At 70.7% G+C, this 16,454-nt stretch carries 16 protein-coding genes; 6 read left to right on the forward strand and 10 right to left on the reverse strand.

The window, feature by feature from the left end; translation table 11 throughout:
• Window positions 1-29 precede the first annotated feature (29 nt).
• On the forward strand, window positions 30-1,274 hold the full coding sequence (locus tag K9S39_RS15265; RefSeq protein WP_248863885.1) for an acetate kinase: 1,245 nt from the start codon (window positions 30-32) through the stop codon (window positions 1,272-1,274).
• A 61-nt stretch (window positions 1,275-1,335) separates the two neighbouring features.
• Window positions 1,336-2,763, forward strand: a complete 1,428-nt coding sequence (pyk, locus tag K9S39_RS15270; protein ID WP_248863886.1) for a pyruvate kinase — start codon at window positions 1,336-1,338, stop codon at window positions 2,761-2,763.
• 102 nt (window positions 2,764-2,865) lie between these two features.
• Here the strand turns inward: pyk and K9S39_RS15275 are convergent, their stop codons facing one another.
• The 4 genes from K9S39_RS15275 to K9S39_RS15290 all read right to left on the reverse strand — a co-directional run bounded on the left by K9S39_RS15275 (window position 2,866) and on the right by K9S39_RS15290 (window position 6,992).
• Window positions 2,866-4,122, reverse strand: a complete 1,257-nt coding sequence (locus tag K9S39_RS15275) for a hypothetical protein (RefSeq protein ID WP_248863887.1) — start codon at window positions 4,120-4,122, stop codon at window positions 2,866-2,868.
• Window positions 4,112-4,678: a DUF6114 domain-containing protein gene (locus tag K9S39_RS15280; RefSeq protein WP_248863888.1), complete on the reverse strand. Its 567-nt coding sequence runs from the start codon at window positions 4,676-4,678 to the stop codon at window positions 4,112-4,114. Before K9S39_RS15280 ends, K9S39_RS15275 begins: the two co-directional genes overlap by 11 nt.
• 134 nt (window positions 4,679-4,812) lie before the next feature.
• Entirely contained in the window at window positions 4,813-5,427 is a 615-nt protein-coding gene (locus K9S39_RS15285) for a DUF6230 family protein (protein WP_248863889.1), read from the reverse strand.
• A gap of 596 nt (window positions 5,428-6,023) precedes the next feature.
• The gene (locus K9S39_RS15290; RefSeq protein WP_248863890.1) at window positions 6,024-6,992 is read right to left on the reverse strand and encodes a tetratricopeptide repeat protein; all 969 of its coding nucleotides are present in this window, start codon (window positions 6,990-6,992) and stop codon (window positions 6,024-6,026) included.
• A gap of 359 nt (window positions 6,993-7,351) precedes the next feature.
• Here K9S39_RS15290 and K9S39_RS15295 point away from each other — a divergent pair, with 359 nt between their 5' ends.
• On the forward strand, window positions 7,352-8,032 hold the full coding sequence (locus K9S39_RS15295; RefSeq protein ID WP_248863891.1) for a TetR/AcrR family transcriptional regulator: 681 nt from the start codon (window positions 7,352-7,354) through the stop codon (window positions 8,030-8,032).
• Window positions 8,033-8,163: 131 nt separating this feature from the next.
• Here K9S39_RS15295 and K9S39_RS15300 read toward each other — a convergent pair whose 3' ends face one another.
• Together K9S39_RS15300 and K9S39_RS15305 are read right to left on the reverse strand one after the other, a co-directional pair.
• Window positions 8,164-9,168: a GDP-mannose 4,6-dehydratase gene (locus tag K9S39_RS15300; RefSeq protein ID WP_248863892.1), complete on the reverse strand. Its 1,005-nt coding sequence runs from the start codon at window positions 9,166-9,168 to the stop codon at window positions 8,164-8,166.
• Between the two features lie 73 nt (window positions 9,169-9,241).
• Window positions 9,242-10,402 carry a UDP-N-acetylglucosamine--N-acetylmuramyl-(pentapeptide) pyrophosphoryl-undecaprenol N-acetylglucosamine transferase gene (locus tag K9S39_RS15305; RefSeq protein ID WP_248863893.1) on the reverse strand — a complete coding sequence of 387 codons (1,161 nt, stop codon included), beginning with the start codon at window positions 10,400-10,402 and terminating at the stop codon, window positions 9,242-9,244.
• A gap of 63 nt (window positions 10,403-10,465) precedes the next feature.
• Here K9S39_RS15305 and K9S39_RS15310 point away from each other — a divergent pair, with 63 nt between their 5' ends.
• Complete coding sequence (locus K9S39_RS15310; RefSeq protein ID WP_248863894.1) at window positions 10,466-11,221, forward strand: response regulator transcription factor; 756 nt, start codon at window positions 10,466-10,468, stop codon at window positions 11,219-11,221.
• Window positions 11,218-12,642: a HAMP domain-containing sensor histidine kinase gene (locus K9S39_RS15315; protein WP_248863895.1), complete on the forward strand. Its 1,425-nt coding sequence runs from the start codon at window positions 11,218-11,220 to the stop codon at window positions 12,640-12,642. Before K9S39_RS15310 ends, K9S39_RS15315 begins: the two co-directional genes overlap by 4 nt.
• A gap of 6 nt (window positions 12,643-12,648) precedes the next feature.
• Here K9S39_RS15315 and K9S39_RS15320 read toward each other — a convergent pair whose 3' ends face one another.
• A complete protein-coding gene (locus tag K9S39_RS15320; RefSeq protein WP_248863896.1) occupies window positions 12,649-12,828 on the reverse strand; it encodes a hypothetical protein in 180 nt (59 codons plus the stop codon).
• 181 nt (window positions 12,829-13,009) lie between these two features.
• Between K9S39_RS15320 and K9S39_RS15325 the strand changes: the two genes are divergently transcribed.
• A complete protein-coding gene (locus K9S39_RS15325; RefSeq protein WP_248863897.1) occupies window positions 13,010-13,522 on the forward strand; it encodes a hypothetical protein in 513 nt (170 codons plus the stop codon).
• Here K9S39_RS15325 and K9S39_RS15330 read toward each other — a convergent pair.
• From K9S39_RS15330 to K9S39_RS15340, 3 genes are all read right to left on the reverse strand, one after another.
• Window positions 13,519-15,219, reverse strand: a complete 1,701-nt coding sequence (locus K9S39_RS15330; protein WP_248863898.1) for an acyl-CoA mutase large subunit family protein — start codon at window positions 15,217-15,219, stop codon at window positions 13,519-13,521. The genes K9S39_RS15325 and K9S39_RS15330 overlap by 4 nt on opposite strands.
• A 90-nt stretch (window positions 15,220-15,309) precedes the next feature.
• A complete protein-coding gene (locus tag K9S39_RS15335; protein ID WP_248863899.1) occupies window positions 15,310-15,645 on the reverse strand; it encodes a DUF3817 domain-containing protein in 336 nt (111 codons plus the stop codon).
• A 143-nt stretch (window positions 15,646-15,788) separates the two neighbouring features.
• The gene (locus K9S39_RS15340) at window positions 15,789-16,301 is read right to left on the reverse strand and encodes a MarR family winged helix-turn-helix transcriptional regulator (protein ID WP_248863900.1); all 513 of its coding nucleotides are present in this window, start codon (window positions 16,299-16,301) and stop codon (window positions 15,789-15,791) included.
• Between the last annotated feature and the right edge of the window lie 153 nt (window positions 16,302-16,454).

Raw genomic sequence — 16,454 nt, forward strand, 5'->3', positions numbered from 1 at the left:
AAACACCCCTCCCCATCGGAAAGCCCCTCATGACTGCCACTGCCACCCGCGTCCTCGTCCTCAACTCCGGCTCCTCGTCGGTGAAGTACCAGCTGCTCGACATGAGCACGGAGTCGATCAGCGGCTCCGCCGCGGGCCGTCGCCTGGCCGTCGGCCTGGTCGAGCGGATCGGTGAGGAGACCTCGCGCCTGGCCCACACCCCGCTGGCCACCGGCGGCGCCAAGCGCGAGACCGAGGGCACGATCGCCGACCACACCGCCGCGCTGAAGGCCGTCGCCGCGGAGCTGGCCGCGGACGGCCTCGGCCTCGACTCCCCGGAACTGGCCGCGATAGGCCACCGCGTGGTGCACGGCGGACTGAAGTTCTCCGCGCCGACCGTGATCGACGAGGCGGTGCTCAAGGAGATCGAGCGGCTGGTGCCGGTGGCCCCGCTGCACAACCCGGCGAACATCACCGGCATCAAGACCGCCCGGGCGCTCCGCCCCGACCTGCCGCAGGTCGCGGTCTTCGACACCGCGTTCCACACCACGATGCCGGAGTACGCGGCCCGCTACGCGATCGATGTGGCGACCGCCGACGCGCACCGCATCCGCCGCTACGGCTTCCACGGCACCTCGCACGCCTATGTCTCGCGCAAGACCGCCGAACTGCTGGGCAAGGCCCCCGAGGACGTCAATGTCATCGTGCTGCACCTGGGCAACGGCGCCTCCGCGTCCGCCGTCCAGGGCGGCCGGTGCGTCGACACGTCCATGGGCCTGACGCCGCTGGAGGGCCTGGTCATGGGCACCCGCTCCGGCGACATCGACCCCGCGGTGACCTTCCACCTCAGGCGGGTGGCGGGGATGGACGAGGACGAGGTCGATGTGCTGCTCAACAAGAAGAGCGGTCTCGTCGGGCTGTGCGGCGACAACGACATGCGCGAGATCCGCCGCCGGATCGACGCAGGCGGAGAGGACGCAGCGCAGGCGCAGCTCGCCTTCGACATCTACATCCACCGGCTGAAGAAGTACATCGGCGCCTACTACGCGGTGCTCGGCCGGGTCGACGCGCTGGCGTTCACCGCCGGTGTCGGCGAGAACGCCGCCCCGGTGCGGGCGGCCGCGATCGCCGGCCTGGAGGAGCTGGGCATGGCCGTGGACGCCTCGCTGAACGCCGTACGGGGCGACGAGCCGCGGCTGATCTCGCCCGAATACGCCCGGGTGGCGGTCGCCGTCGTGCCCACCGACGAGGAACTTGAGATCGCTCAGCAGACATACGCCCTGGTCAACGCCTAGTCGCTGGGGCTTCCACCAGGTGGAATATTCCGCTCCTAAACAAACCGATAGGATTCAGCCCATGCGCCGTTCCAAAATCGTCTGCACCCTGGGCCCCGCCGTCGACTCCTTCGACCAGCTGAAGACGCTGATCGAAGCCGGTATGAACGTGGCCCGTTTCAACATGAGCCACGGGACCCACTCGGAGCACGAGGAGCGGTACCACCGCCTGCGCAAGGCCGCCGAGGAGACCGGCCGCGCCATCGGTGTACTGGCCGACCTCCAGGGCCCCAAGATCCGTCTGGAGACCTTCGCCGACGGACCCGTCGAGCTGGTCCGCGGTGACGAGTTCGTCATCACCACCGAGGACGTCCCGGGCGACAAGACCATCTGCGGTACGACCTACAAGGGCCTGCCGGGCGATGTCTCCAAGGGCGACCCGGTCCTGATCAACGACGGCAATGTCGCGCTCCAGGTCGTCGAGGTCGACGGCCCGCGGGTGCGCACCATCGTCATCGAGGGCGGGGTCATCTCCGACCACAAGGGCATCAACCTGCCCGGCGCCGCGGTGAACGTCCCCGCGCTGTCCGAGAAGGACATCGAGGACCTCAAGTTCGCCCTGCGCCTGGGCTGCGACATGGTCGCGCTGTCCTTCGTCCGGGACGCCAAGGACGTCCAGGACGTGCACCGCGTCATGGACGAGGTGGGCCGCCGGGTCCCGGTCATCGCCAAGGTCGAGAAGCCGCAGGCGGTGGCCAACATGCAGGAGGTCGTGATGGCCTTCGACGCGGTCATGGTGGCCCGCGGCGACCTGGCGGTGGAGTACCCGCTGGAGAAGGTCCCGATGGTGCAGAAGCGCCTGGTGGAGATGTGCCGCCGGAACGCCAAGCCGGTGATCGTCGCGACCCAGATGATGGAGTCGATGATCACCAACTCCCGGCCGACCCGCGCCGAGGCGTCCGACGTCGCCAACGCCATCCTCGACGGCGCCGACGCGGTCATGCTCTCCGCGGAGTCCTCGGTCGGCGCCTACCCGATCGAGACCGTCAAGACGATGTCGAAGATCGTCGAGGCGGCCGAGGAGGAGCTGCTGTCCAAGGGCCTGCAGCCGCTGGTGCCCGGCAAGAAGCCGCGTACGCAGGGCGGTTCGGTGGCCCGCGCGGCCTGCGAGATGGCCGACTTCCTGGACGGCAAGGCACTGATCGCCTTCACCAAGTCCGGTGACACCGCCCGCCGGCTGTCGCGCTACCGCGCCTGCCAGCCGATCCTGGCCTTCACCACCGACGCCGCCACCCGCAACCAGCTCACGCTGAGCTGGGGCGTGGAGTCCTTCGTCGTCCCGCACGTGGACAACACCGACGCGATGGTGGACCTGGTGGATTCCGAGCTGCTGAAGCTGCACCGCTACAACGCGGGCGACACCATGCTGATCACCGCCGGTTCGCCCCCCGGCGTCCCCGGCACCACCAACATGGTGCGCGTGCACCACCTGGGCGGCGAGAGCGCCTGACCTGGCGGCATGCGAAACGGCGGTGGGCCGCCCCCTTCACCTGGGGGCGGCCCACCGCCGTTTCCGCGGCTCCCGGAAAGACTCTGCCGGGTGGTGCTCCGGTCAGTTCTCGATGCTCAGCCGCATGCCCGGGACATGGAGATTGCCGCCGAACTGGCCCGCCTGGTCGATCTTCACCTTGGTGAAATAGGCGTACGAGATATTGATCGGCGGCGGGTGCTCCGGATCGAAGACCACCGGGATCAGCCCGAAGAGATTGCCCTGCAGCCGCTCGGTGTACATCGTCACCTGGCCGCCGCGCATGGTGGAGGTGGACCCCGGGGCCGAGCGGACGTGGTAGTGCTTGCCCGAAGCCCGGTCGTCGACGGTCTGGTGCAGATCGGCGATGTCCACGGTGTCGGCGGTGAACTTCAGGGCCTGCTTGGTGCGTCCGCTCTGGGTCGTGAGGTTGACCACGCCCTTGTAGTCCAGACCGCGCAGGGTGAGCCCGCTGGACTCCAGGTGCCAGGGGTCGTCGGGCAGGGTGACGGGCGTCTGCTCGTTCTCGCCCTTCTGCTTGTTCTCCACGACACAGGGGAACGCCTTCTTGCCATCGGCGTCCTTGCCGTCCAGACCACCGCCGGGCAGGGCGTTGTCCGCCGTGCCGACGGCGCCGTGGACGGTGTCGTCGGCCGCGCGCGACGGGTCCTTGAGGGCCCTGGTGGCGCCGTCCTTGAGACCGTCGACCGTTTCCGAGACCTTGTCGGTCCCGGAGTCGGAGTCCTTGGACGAGTCCTTGGACGCGGCGTCGCCGGACGGGGAGGGCGAGGGGCTCGGCGAAGCGTCCGGCTCCTTGGAGTCGTCGGATCCGACGCCGAAGAGACCGCCGAGCGCGTCACCGATGCCGCCCAGCAGCCCCCCACCGTCGTCCTTCTCCTCCTCGGAGCCCGACGGCGACGGAGTCGGCGAGCCGGACGGCTCCGCGGTCTTCCCGGAGTCGGACGGCTCGGGCGCCTTGGTGGGTTCCTTGCTCGCCGACGGCGAGGGCTTGGGCGAGGGCGTGGCGGACGGCTCGGCGCCGCCCTCCCGGTCCTTCGCGCCGTCCTCGGCCTTGGCGCCTTCGCTGTCCTGGCCCGCCTTGTCCGGAGCGGTCACACACGGACCGTCCTTGAAGGGGCTCTTGGGCGGCTGCGGCTTGGCCATCGCCATCTGGGGCGTCAGCCCCATGCCCATGAGCACGGCGGACGGCATCGCGGCGATGGCGATCGCCTTGCCGGCGGGTACGTGGAGCCGTGTCAGCAACGGCTTCTTCGGCGCCGCGTGCCGCGGCCCGGATCTCGGCCCGGCGGCTGCGTTCTGGTGCAGCTCGTCACCCGGCACGGTGCCTCCCGTTCGTCCCGTTGGTCGGGCTCGTTCCTGACAGGTCGTCCAGTCCGGAGCCCGGCCCCGAACCGGCACCCGCGGCCGGTGCGGGCTCGGTGGCCACCCACGGCCCGGCGCCCGCGTCGCGGGCCGGCTCACCGGCCTCCTCGGCCTTCGGCCCGCCCGGCGCCCAGGCGACCGCCAGCGCACCGCCGATCAGCCCCATCAGGTAGCCGACCAGGAAGCCGCCGAAGTTCGAGACGACCAGGGAGACCAGGGAGAGCAGAATCGCCGCCACACCCGCGAACACGCGCGAGACCGGCTGGAACCACATGGTGAGACCGAGCACGACCAGCAGCACGCCGATGATCAGCGAGCCGGCACCGGCCGTGGTCGCCATGCTGAGGGTCATACCCCCGAGCGTGAGATGCGCGTAGGGGAAGTACATGATCGGGATCCCGCCGAGCACGGTCAGCAGACCGCCCCAGAACGGGCGACGGCCACGCCACTCCCGGAACGAAAGTCGCTTGTGGCCGATGGACTCGATCAGCCGTGGTCGCGTTTCGGCGCTCATGTCGTACAGCTCCTCGGGACTGGCTAAATCGGTGGTTCTGAGCTGGAGTGTCGTACGACACACCCTTGGCGTACGGGCACGGGGCGCGGCTCAGGACGCCGTAGAGCTCACCCCGCGCCCGCACGCTCAGTGCGTCAGTAGCACTCGTTCTTGCCCTTGGTGACCTTCATGCTGAGGCCGCTGAGCTTGAACGTGCCGGCCGTGGTCGCCCAGGCCGTCTGCTTGACGCCGGTCAGCGTGGCGCTGTCGGCCTCCTGGGCGAACGAACCGGGGTCCGTCTTGTCGCCCTTCTTGATGCCGGGGCCCTTGGACGTCGACCCCGCCGCAACACCGATGTTGATGTTCTTGAAGGTCGCGTCCGCGTTCAGCTGGTCGAGGTCGATATAGAGGTTCTTGGCCTCGACCGGCTTGCCGCCGCCCGCCCTGAGCACCATCGACACGTCACCGAAGACCGGGACGGGTACGACGACGGACTGGCACAGGTTTTTGATCTTGGCGCTGGAGAACGCCGAGACCGCCACCGGGATCTGCTTGCCGTCCTTCTGTGCGTCAACGGCTCCGTACTGAACGAAGCCGGTGCCGTCCAGACGGTCGGTGGCCACCTTGAACTGCTGGCCGGACACGCTGAACGAGGCCGCGAGCGCACCCTGCGACAGGGCCACGCCTATGGCAGCCGTCGCCGCGACACTCGGCACCATGACGACGGCGAACCGCTTCCATCTGGTCCCGCCACGAGCCAGGGACTCCATGACTTTCCTCCTTCTCGGACGTACATCTCCGGTACCGGCCGACTCAACTGAGCGGCCCCACACGGGATGGGAGAAGTGCTACGTCCTCGGGAAGGAGAGCGCCCGTTCTCGGAGGCGCAGTGCGTTCCGAATACCGGCGATCACCCCCGAGCGACAACCACTGGCCACGCTCTCGCGCAACCGCACTGGACAGGCTCCGCCGGAGCGGCAGAGACCCCCCTGTCCACGGCCGGCGCCACTGCCGCCGGCCACTCGGTGGGGACCCAAGTGCCCCGCGGCACCGGCCGGCTGCCGGGCTGCGGGAATGGACCGAGCGAGGCCGATCGTCGTGCATTCAAAGCCGCCGCACAAGGGGCTCATTACTTGCGGGTAACGGGCGGATAACCGCACTGCGACCCGCTGATATCGACCGCGCACGGACGGTCGTCGTTAACAACGAAGAGACATCAAGCAACCTCGGACATATCGCCACGAAGTCACCCAAGGGGCTTACTCCGAGTAACAGCGGCCGCGTTTACCAAGTTTTGGTAAAACGCGGCCGCTGTTTGTTTGACAGGGGTGTTTTTTTGTCACAGACGGACGAAAGCGCCGACGGCTCAGAACAGCACGCGGGCGAGAGCGGTACGCGCCGCGGTCACCCGCGGGTCCTCCGCGCCGATCACCTCGAACAGCTCCAGCAGTCGTACCCGCGCGGCGTCCCGGTCGTCACCGGACGTCCGCTTGACCGTGTCGACCATCCGCCCGAAGGCGTCCTCGACATGCCCGCCGACCAGATCGAGATCCGCGGCGCGGATCTGCGCCTGCACATCGGCCGGGCTTTCCGCGGCCTCCTTGCGCACCGCCTGCGCGTCCAGACCCTGCACCCGCTTGAGCAGCTCGGCCTGGGCAAGACCCAGCTTGGCCTCCGGGTTGGCCGGGTCGTCGGAGAGCACGTTCTTGTACGCCTGGATGGCGCCGCCCAGATCACCGGAGTCCAGCGCCGAGTTCGCGGCCTCCAGCGCCGCGTCGTACGGGCCGGCCGGCACCGGCGCCTCGGCCGGCTGCTCACCCTCGGCCGACGCGTCGACGGTCGCGCCGACGATGCCGAACTGCTGCTCGGCGGCCTGTACCAGCTGGTCCAGCACCTGCCGGATCTGCGCCTCCGGGGCCGCGCCCTGGAACAGCGGGATCGGCTGGCCCGCGACGACCGCGAACACCGCCGGGATGCCCTGCACCCCGAACTGCTGGAACAGTGTCTGGTTGGCGTCGACGTCGACCTTGGCCAGCACGAACTTGCCGGCGTACTCCGCCGCCAGGCGCTCCAGCAGCGGACCCAGCTGCTTGCACGGCTCGCACCACTCGGCCCAGAAGTCGAGGACGACCGGAACCTCGGTGGAGCGCTGCAGGACGTCCTGCTGGAACCCCGCCTCGTCGACGTCGAACACCAGGCGGGCACCGCCTGCCGGCGCCGCGCCGTTACGGGCGGCATCGGCGCGCGCCTGCTCCGCCTTCTGCTTCGCTTCCCCGGCCGCCTTCACGGCGGCCAGGTCGACGACTCCGCTCATGGACATGTTGCGTGGCTGCATGCGTACATCTTCCCCCCTGGGCGCTCCGTTCCGAAAAGCGCTGCGGAAATTCCGGCCCGACGGTGGCCAAATCCGCCGAACCCGCTGGACACCGCCCCGCCCGCACGCCCCGCCGGATGCGGCGTACGAGGACTCCGGTGCCCGTTCGGTCCCGAGGAGGACCATGCCCGGCCCCGAGGAGGACCGGTCTGCTGGGCCGTGGGTCCCCACCCCGGCCCGGTGGCTGTCGCTCTTATCGCTACGGGTCGTAGCGTAACTGGCGGTGCCCCCCTCCCTGCAACCACTTCCGGCCCCGCTTCCCGTGATCTGTCTCACCCGCCCCGGCTCCCGCCCCCTTACCGGCCGGTATGGTCACCCGCATGCACTGCTCCGCCAGCCCCCGGAAAGGCCGCCCCGGCCGCCCGCGCAGCGCCGAGACCGACCGCGCGATCCTCGACGCGACGCGCGCCGCGCTCGTCGACCTGGGCTGGGGAAGACTCACCATGGGCGAGGTCGCGGCCCGTGCCGGTGTCGCCAAGACGACGCTCTACCGCCGCTGGGGCAACAAGAACGAGCTCGTCGTGGACGCGGTGGCGGTCCTCTTCGACGAGCTCGAACTCCCCGACCGGGGCTGTCTGCAGTCCGATATCGAGGGCGTGGTCCTGCAGTTCGGGGCCCTGCTGGCGCGGCCCGAGACCAAGACCGCGCTGATGGCAGTGGTCGCCGAGTCCACCGCCGACGACGCGCTGCGCGACCGGATCCGCTCGGCGATCGTCGACCGCCAGAAGCGGCTGGTCGTCCTGGGCCGGGAACGCGCCCAGCGGCGCGGCGAACTGCCGGCGGACACCCCGGGCCCGGACGGTGCGGCGGCCGCCGAGCAGACCGTCGGCCTGATCTTCGACCTCATCGCCGGGGCGATCGTGCACCGCACCCTGGTCACCGCGGAACCGGTGGACACCGCATGGGCCCACCAGCTCTCGACGGTGCTGCTCCTGGGGCTCGGCGGCTTGCGTCAGGGGGTGTCCGGTGGGTCGGGCGGCCCCGAGGCTCCCGTTGGGTGAGCGGCGGCCCCGAAGCCCCGTTGGGTCAGGGACGGCCCCGAGGCCCCGTGGGGTGAGGGACAGGCGCCAAGCCCCCGCCGGGTCGGGGACGGTCCCCGAGACCCCGTCCGGTCCTGCCTCAGACCCGCCCCTCAGACCTGATACCGCTCCGCGCGGAACAGCTCCAGATTCCCGGCCACCCACTCCGACGTCCGCGCCAGCCCCTCCTTCAGGGAAACCCGCGGCTGCCACGACGCCCATTCCCGCGCCCGCGAGTTGTCCGACAGCAGCCGCTCGACCTCGCTGCCCGAGGGCCGCAGCCGCTCGGCGTCCACCACCACCTCCGCGTCCCGGCCGGAGGCCGCTATCAGCGCCTCGGCGAGCGCGCCGACGGAGATCTCCCGGCCGCTGCCGAGATTGACGACCTGCCCCAGCGCCCGGTCGCAGTCGGCCATCGCCAGGAACCCGGCCGCGGTGTCGGTGACATAGGTGAAATCACGGGTCGGGGTGAGCGAACCCAGCTTGATCTGCCGGGCGCCGGAGTGGAGCTGGGCCAGGATCGTGGGGATCACGGCGCGCGCGGACTGCCGTGGCCCGTAGGTGTTGAAGGGCCGGACGACCGTCACCGGCAGCTCGAAGGCGTGCCAGTGCGACAGCGCCATCATGTCCGCGCCGATCTTCGAGGCGGAATACGGGGACTGCGGCTGCAGCGGGTGGTCCTCGCCGATCGGCGCGGTCAGCGCGGTGCCGTAGACCTCGCTGGTGGAGGTGTGCACCAGACGGCGGACACCATGCCGGCGGCCGGCCTCCGCGACGTTCTCCGTACCGACGACATTCGTCTGGACGTACGCGCCGGGCGAGTCGTAGCTGTACGGGATGCCGATCAGCGCGGCGAGATGGAAGACGGTGTCGCAGCCCGCGACGACGTCCATCACCCGGCCGGCGTCCCGTATGTCCCCCGCGATCATCTCGACGGGGCCGCCCGGCGCCAGACGGTGCGCCAGATTGCCCTTCTCGGCATACGGCTTGTAGTGCACGAAGGCGCGGACCTCGGCACCGGCCTCGACCAGCAGGTCGACCAGGGTCGAGCCGATGAACCCCTCGGCCCCGGTGACCAGGACCCTGCGGCCTATCCACTGCTGGGTGCTGCTGCTCATGCCGAAACCTCGCTTCGCTCGGCCTCGCATTCGCGAGGCACGCACCTCTCCATTACGCGCTCGCTTCGCTCGCTCATGCTGACTCCTTCAAGGTGAGGTGGTGCGGGTTCGGGTGGCCGGCCAGTGCGAGGGCCTTGGCGGCCAGGAGGTCGGCGGCTTGTGCGTGGGTGCCCGGGTCGGCGGCCGCACCCATCGCGGCGAGCCGGGCGGGATCGTCCAGCAGCGGTGTGACCAGCGCGTCCAGCCGCTCCGCGGTGGTCTCCGCGTCGGCCAGCAGCAGCGCCGCCCCGGCATCGGAGAGCACCCGCGCGTTGTGCGTCTGGTGGTCGCCCGGCGCATGCGGATACGGCACGAGGACGGCCGGCATCCCGGTGGTGGCCAGCTCCGCGACGGTCGCCGAACCGGCCCGGCAGACGACCAGATCGGCGGCGGCGTAGGCCAGATCCATCCGGTCCAGATACGGCACCGCCTCCGCGACCACCGCCCCGCCGTTCGCCGCCAGCGCCGCCCGGGTCTCGTCCAGGGCCGCCGGACCGGTCTTGATCAGCAGCCGCAGATCCGCCCGGGACCGGTAGCGGGCGGCCAGCCCCACCGCCGCCTCGGTGAGCCGGGCCGCGCCCAGGCTCCCGCCGTTGACCAGCAGCAGCCGCGCCCCGTCCGGCACTCCCAGCTCCTGCCGCGCGCCCGCCCGCAGGGCCGTACGGTCCAGCCGGGCCAGCGGCCCGACCAGCGGCATCCCGACGGTCTCGGCCTGCCCGCCGCCCGCCAGATACGGGCGGCTGCGGTCGAAGGCGAGTGCCAGATGCGGGGTGAGCCGGGCCGCGAACCGGTTGGCCCGGCCCGGCACCGCGTTGGACTCGTGGATCAGGCTCGGCAGCCCGGCCAGCCGCGCCCCGACGATCACCGGTGCGCTCGGATAGCCGCCCATCCCGACCGCCACCTGGGCCCGCTGCTCCCTGAGGATGGCCCGGCACTGGGCGCCCGACCTCAGCAGCGCGGCGGGCAGCAGATACCGCCGGGCGCCGAGCGAACGGTCGAAGGGGATCATGTCGACGGTGTGCAGCCGGTATCCGACCTGCGGGATCAGCCGGGTCTCCAGTCCGCGCTCGGTCCCCACGAAGGAGATCACCGCGTCGGGGTCGGCCCGGCGGAGCGCGTCCGCGAGGGCAAGACCGGGATAGATATGGCCGCCGGTGCCGCCCGCACCGATCACGACGGAGAGTGGTGTGCGCATGGCCACCACGCTCGCGAAGTGCCCTAAGAAGCTTCTAAGAGAGGTGTTTGGCAGCCTGTGTCCATGCCCCTGCCCCAGCCGTCCCCCTCGTCCGCCCCGTCCACGCCACCCACGCCCGGAAGCGCACCGGCCTCCAAGATCCTCGTCGTCGACGACGAACCGGAGGTACGCGCCGCGGTCGAGGACGGCCTCGCCGTCGAGGGCTACGCGGTACACGGCGCCGCCGACGGCCTCGCGGCCCTCTCGGAGGTCGCCGCGTGGCAGCCGGACGCCATCGTCCTGGACGTGCTGATGCCGGTCCTGGACGGGCTGGCCGTCTGCCGTCGCCTCCGCGCCCTGGACGACCGCACCCCGATCCTCGTCCTGACCGCGCTGGACTCGGTCAGCGAACGGGTCGACGGCCTTGACGCGGGCGCCGACGACTACCTGGTCAAACCGTTCGCGCTGGACGAGCTGGTGGCACGGGTCCGGGCCCTGCTGCGCCGCGCCGCGGCACCCGCCGCCGCGGACGCCTCCCTCTCCTTCGAAGACCTGGTCGTCGACCCGCTGACGCGCACCGGCCACCGGGCGGGCCGGCCGCTGGAGTTCAGCCGCACCGAATGGGCGCTGCTGGAGCTGTTGCTGCTGCACCCGGGGCAGGTGATGCCGCGCGAGGTGATCCTGGAACGCGTATGGGGCCGCGACTTCGGCCCGGACTCCAACTCCCTGGCCGTATACGTCGGTTACCTCCGCCGCAAGCTGGAGGCGGGCGGCGAGCCCCGGCTGGTGCACACGGTGCACGGCGTGGGGTACCGGCTGGGGCGGGCGGAGCCGGCGTGACGGGGCGTCGGGGGCTGGGTAGTCGCTGGGTGCGCCGTCGGCCGCTGCGGACCCGGCTGGCGGTGGCCGCCTCCGCGGCCGTCGCCCTGGTGGCCATCGGTGTCTGCGCCGCCGCCTTCGTCATCATCCGCTACCAGATGACCCGCCAGCTCGACCTGCACCTCGCCCAGACGGCCACCCAGGTCACCCGTCAGACCCGCGGCTGGGGCCCGACCGCCGGCGACACCTCCTGCCGGTTCCAGGCCGTGGCCTGCGTCCAGATCGTGCCGTCCGCCCCGGACAGGGACCCGCGCGAGCGGTACCAGCTGCCGGTCACGGACGCCACCCGGCAGGTCGCCACCGGGCGGCACACGGCGTACTACAGCAAGCTGACGGTCGCCGGACACCCGGTCCGGATGTTCACCACCCGTCTGCCCGGCAAGGACGAGGCGCTCCAGGTCGCGCTGCGTGCCGACACCGTCGAACGGGGCGTACGGCAAGCCGCCTTGGCGCTCTCGGCCGTCGGCGGTGCGGGTGTGCTGCTGGCCGCCGGGCTGGGCTACTGGGTCTCCCGTACGGGCCTGGCGCCGGTGGCCCGGCTCACCGCCACCGCCGAGCGGATCGCGGCCACCCGCGACGCCCGCCACCGCATCGAGCTGCCCCGGGGGTCAGCGGCCCACGAGGACGAGATCACCCGCCTCGCCGCCACCTTCAACACCATGCTCGGCGAGCTGGAACAGTCGGTCACCGCACAGCGCCGGCTGGTCGCGGACGCCTCGCACGAACTGCGCACCCCGCTGACGGCGCTCCGCACCAACGCCGAACTCCTCGCCCGCGCCGACCGGTTGACCGACGCCCAGCGCGACCGCGCCGCCGGGGCGCTCGCCCGTCAGCTCCGCGAGGTCACCACGCTCGTCAACGATCTGATCGAACTGGCACGGGACGAGGAGCCGCAGGCCCTGGTGGAACAAGTTCGCCCGGCCGCCCTGCTGGAGCACGCGGTCGGCGCGGCCCGCGAGCACTGGCCGGAGATCACCTTCACCGCCCGCATCGACCAGGCGGCGGCCGGCACCACCGTCCCCGGCGTACCGGCCCGCCTCGTCCGTCTCCTCTCCAACCTCCTGGACAACGCGGCGAAGTTCTCCCCGCCGGGCGGGCCGGTGGAGACCGAACTCGCCCTCGTCGCAGGGCGGTTGGAGCTGACCGTCCGCGACCACGGCCCCGGCGTCGCGGACGCCGACCTCCCCCATGTCTTCGACCGCTTCTACCGCGCGCAGGCGGCCCGCGCGCTGCCCGGCTCCGGCCTCGGCCTGGCCATGGCCCGCCAGATCGCCCGCGCCCACCACGCCGACCTCACCGCCGAACAGGCCGCGGGCGGCGGGGCGCTGTTCCGGCTGCGGGTGCCGGTACGACAGGGGGCTGCCGGCGACGGCGGCCGGTAGCGCCGGTCAGCGGGTGCCGCGCGGAGCCTCGTCCGGGACCTGGGCGGCGGACGCACGGCGTGCCTGCCGCTCCTGGGGTGTCATCGACCGCCACTGGTCGCGGATGCCGGAGAGGCCCTCGGTGAGCGCGCGGTGCCCGGCCGGGTCGTCCAGTACGTCCTTGAGTTCCAGACGTCCGCCGAGCATCCTGCGTGCGAGGTCCTGAAGAGCGGGCGGCGCGGCGGGATTGTTCCGTACGGCGCGGAGCGACTTCCCCCTCGATGTCCGTGGCCAAGGATCGAATAAGTCTGATGACGTACGGTGTCCCACGTCTTCGGCGGTCGGGGTGGGGCGGCGTGGAGGTCCGCCCCCTCCGGAGCGTCGTCCATTGCCAGGTGAGCCACTGGGGAGCAGCTTCCGCGGACACCTCAATGGCCGTGAAGGGAATAGTCGTCATGCCCCAGCCTCAACCCGTATCCGCTGTAAAGCGATTTCGGGGCGATGCGCCGCTGCGTTCGGCCCGGTCTTCATCCTGGTGTGGATCTGCCTGTTCGTCATCAAGGGACTGACCGCCGCAGGTGTGATCGGCACGCACGGAATCCTCACGGTCGATCACTGCATCGCGGAACGCTCCCGGAAGAACGACAATCCGAGCGCCCCACCACTCGACTTCACCTGTGACGGAACCTTCCGCTCGGACGACGGGAAGATCGTGGACGATGCGGCGTCCGTGAGTGGCCCGGAAACTGATCAGCACGCGGGTGCCGATCTCCCGGTCAATGGAAACAACGACAACGTCGTTCTCAGCGCCCTGTCCTTTTCTTCGTACGCCCTCGCCAGTCGCTGGGAGATCACGAAAAACTTCATGATCCCTTTCGCGATCCTCCTCATCGTCCCCTAGAACCCGGCCGGCTCCGTGTAAGCCCCCCACTCGTCCCGCAGCGCCCCACAGATCTCCCCGAGCGTCGCCTCCGCCCGGACGGCCTCCAGCATCGGCTCGATCATGTTGCCGCCATTGCGGGCGGCGGCCAGCAAGCCGTCCAGCGCGGCGCGCACCCGGGCGTCGTCACGGGCCGCCCTACGGTCCGCGAGCACCCGTACCTGCTCCCGCTCGACCTCGTGGCTGACCCGGAGGATCTCCAGGTCACCGGTGACCGAACCGTGGTGGCAGTTGACCCCGACGACCTTCTTCTCGCCCTTCTCCAGCGCCTGCTGGTACCGGAAGGCGGACTCGGCGATCTCGCCGGTGAACCAGCCGTCCTCGATACCGCGCAGAATCCCGGAGGTCATCGGCCCGATCGGGTGCCGGCCGTCCGGCACCGCGCGTGCCCCGCGCTCCCTTATCCGGTCGAAGATCTTCTCGGCGTCCGCCTCGATCCGGTCGGTCAGCGCCTCGATGAACCACGAACCGCCCAGCGGGTCCGCGACGTTGGCGACGCCGGTCTCCTCCATCAGCACCTGCTGCGTACGGAGCGCGATCTCGGCGGCCTGCTCGCTGGGCAGTGCCAGGGTCTCGTCCAGGGCGTTGGTGTGCAGCGAGTTGGTGCCGCCGAGCACCGCGGCCAGCGCCTCCACGGCGGTCCGTACGACGTTGTTGTACGGCTGCTGAGCGGTCAGTGAGACACCGGCGGTCTGCGTGTGGAACCGCAGCCACTGCGCCTTCTCGCTCGTCGCGCCGTAGACGTCCCGCAGCCAGCGGGCCCAGATCCTGCGCGCGGCACGGAACTTGGCGATCTCCTCGAAGAAGTCGAGATGCGCGTCGAAGAAGAAGGACAGACCCGGGGCGAAGGTGTTGACGTCCAGCCCACGGGACAGGCCCAGTTCGACGTATCCGAAGCCGTCGGCGAGCGTGTACGCCAGCTCCTGCGCGGCCGTCGCCCCCGCCTCGCGGATGTGGTATCCGGACACCGAGAGCGGCTTGTACGCGGGGATGCCCTTGGCGCAGTGCTCCATGAGGTCGCCGATCAGCCGCAGATGCGGCTCCGGCTGGAACAGCCACTCCTTCTGGGCGATGTACTCCTTGAAGATGTCCGTCTGGAGTGTGCCGTTGAGGACACGGGGGTCGATGCCCTGCCGCTCGGCGGCGACGAGATACATGCAGAAGACGGGTACGGCGGGCCCGCTGATCGTCATCGAGGTCGTGACATCACCCAGCGGGATGTCCTTGAACAGGACCTCCATGTCGGCGGCGGAGTCGATGGCGACGCCGCAGTGGCCGACCTCGCCGAGCGAGCGCGGGTCGTCGGAGTCCCGCCCCATCAGCGTCGGCATGTCGAACGCGACGGACAGCCCGCCGCCGCCCGCCTTCAGGATCATCTTGTAGCGCTCGTTGGTCTGCTCGGCGTTGCCGAACCCGGCGAACTGGCGGATGGTCCAGGTGCGGCCGCGGTAGCCGGTGGGGTAGAGGCCGCGCGTGAAGGGGTATTCGCCCGGCCACCCGATCCGCTCGAACCCCTCGACGGAGTCGCCGGGGCGGGGCCCGTACACCGGGTCGACGGGATCACCCGACAGGGTCGTGAAGTCCGCGTCCCGCTTGCGGGCGGAGTCGTACCGGGCCTGCCAGCGACGGCGGCCCTCATCGATCGCGTCAGCGTCCATACCTCGAATTTACTAGGACGTCCAAGTAAATGTCGATGGGAAGCCGCCACGGACTGACCGTGGCGGTGCGATTACGCCTTGGCGGAGCGGCTACGCCTTGGCGGGCGCGGGCGTCGGTGCCTTGGCGAGCAGGGGCTCGACCTCGCGGACCACCTTGCGCTCGACCACGAAAGCCGCCGTCGGAATCGTCCCGGCGATCAGCACCCACAGCAGCTTGCCGAACGGCCACTTGGCCTTGGACCCCAGGTCGAAGGCGACGACGAGGTAGACGATGTAGAGCACGCCGTGGACCTGGGAGACGACGAGGGTCAGGTCCTTGCCCGTGTCGAAGCCGTACTTGGCCACCATGCACGCGCAGAGGATGAGGAGCATGACGGCCGTGACATAGGCCATCACCCGGTAGCGGGTCAGCACGCCTTGTTTCATGGATACGAGCGTAACCGCCCGGAAGATTCCCGCGGACGCGGGGCACACGCGACCACCCGGCAGCGGGTGAGCACTCTGGATGGGCCATCCCCGCACACGCGGGGCACAAGCGCGCTGACCCGCAGGAATCGTAAGCCCGGCCCTCAGCCCCGGTCCTCGAAATCGCCCGCCGCCACCCGCAGCGGCCGCAGCATCGCGAAGATCTCCCCGCACTCCTCGGCGTCGTACGCCCCGAGCCCGAAGTCCATCGCCATCAGGTCGCGGGTGGCCGCGTCACACACCTCACGCCCCTTGTCGGTGATGGAGGCCAGCGTCCCGCGCCCGTCGTTGGGGTTCGGCCGCTTGGCCACCAGACCGGACCTGACCAGCCGGTCCACCGTGTTGGTCACCGAGGTCGGATGCACCATCAACCGCTCGCCGATCTTCGACATCGGCAGCTCACCGGCCTTGGAGAAGGTCAGCAGCACCAGCGCCTCGTAGCGCGCGAAGGTCAGCCCGTACGGCTTGACCACCGCGTCCACCTCGGCCAGCAGGATCTGGTGGGCCCGCATGATCGAGGTGATCGCGGCCATGGAGGGCACGGCGCCCCATCTCTGCCGCCACAGTTCGTCGGCGCGGGAGATGGGATCGAAAGCAAGGCTGAGCGGCTTCGGCACGCCTCCGACACTACCCGTCGGTCATATCGTGGTCAGCCGCGTCTCAGGTTCCGGGCGCGAAAGCGGGGCCGGGGGCTGCCCGGGGTGCCGCCTGCGCCTCCGGCGCCGCTGCCGCACAGCCCCGCGGCAGCGGAACACAGCCCGCAGCGTGGC

Origin of the sequence: Streptomyces halobius, assembly GCF_023277745.1 — a bacterium.
Lineage (GTDB): Bacteria > Actinomycetota > Actinomycetes > Streptomycetales > Streptomycetaceae > Streptomyces > Streptomyces halobius.

Coding starts and splice junctions, on each gene's coding strand:
- K9S39_RS15320 (WP_248863896.1), bottom strand. CDS start 12,828: ATGCTCGGCGGACGTCTGGAACTCAAGGACGTACTGGACGACCCGGCC.
- K9S39_RS15310 (WP_248863894.1), top strand. CDS start 10,466: ATGCCCCTGCCCCAGCCGTCCCCCTCGTCCGCCCCGTCCACGCCACCC.
- K9S39_RS15335 (WP_248863899.1), bottom strand. CDS start 15,645: ATGAAACAAGGCGTGCTGACCCGCTACCGGGTGATGGCCTATGTCACG.
- K9S39_RS15265 (WP_248863885.1), top strand. CDS start 30: ATGACTGCCACTGCCACCCGCGTCCTCGTCCTCAACTCCGGCTCCTCG.
- K9S39_RS15300 (WP_248863892.1), bottom strand. CDS start 9,168: ATGAGCAGCAGCACCCAGCAGTGGATAGGCCGCAGGGTCCTGGTCACC.
- K9S39_RS15280 (WP_248863888.1), bottom strand. CDS start 4,678: ATGAGCGCCGAAACGCGACCACGGCTGATCGAGTCCATCGGCCACAAG.
- K9S39_RS15285 (WP_248863889.1), bottom strand. CDS start 5,427: ATGGAGTCCCTGGCTCGTGGCGGGACCAGATGGAAGCGGTTCGCCGTC.
- pyk (WP_248863886.1), top strand. CDS start 1,336: ATGCGCCGTTCCAAAATCGTCTGCACCCTGGGCCCCGCCGTCGACTCC.
- K9S39_RS15305 (WP_248863893.1), bottom strand. CDS start 10,402: ATGCGCACACCACTCTCCGTCGTGATCGGTGCGGGCGGCACCGGCGGC.
- K9S39_RS15295 (WP_248863891.1), top strand. CDS start 7,352: ATGCACTGCTCCGCCAGCCCCCGGAAAGGCCGCCCCGGCCGCCCGCGC.
- K9S39_RS15330 (WP_248863898.1), bottom strand. CDS start 15,219: ATGGACGCTGACGCGATCGATGAGGGCCGCCGTCGCTGGCAGGCCCGG.
- K9S39_RS15290 (WP_248863890.1), bottom strand. CDS start 6,992: ATGCAGCCACGCAACATGTCCATGAGCGGAGTCGTCGACCTGGCCGCC.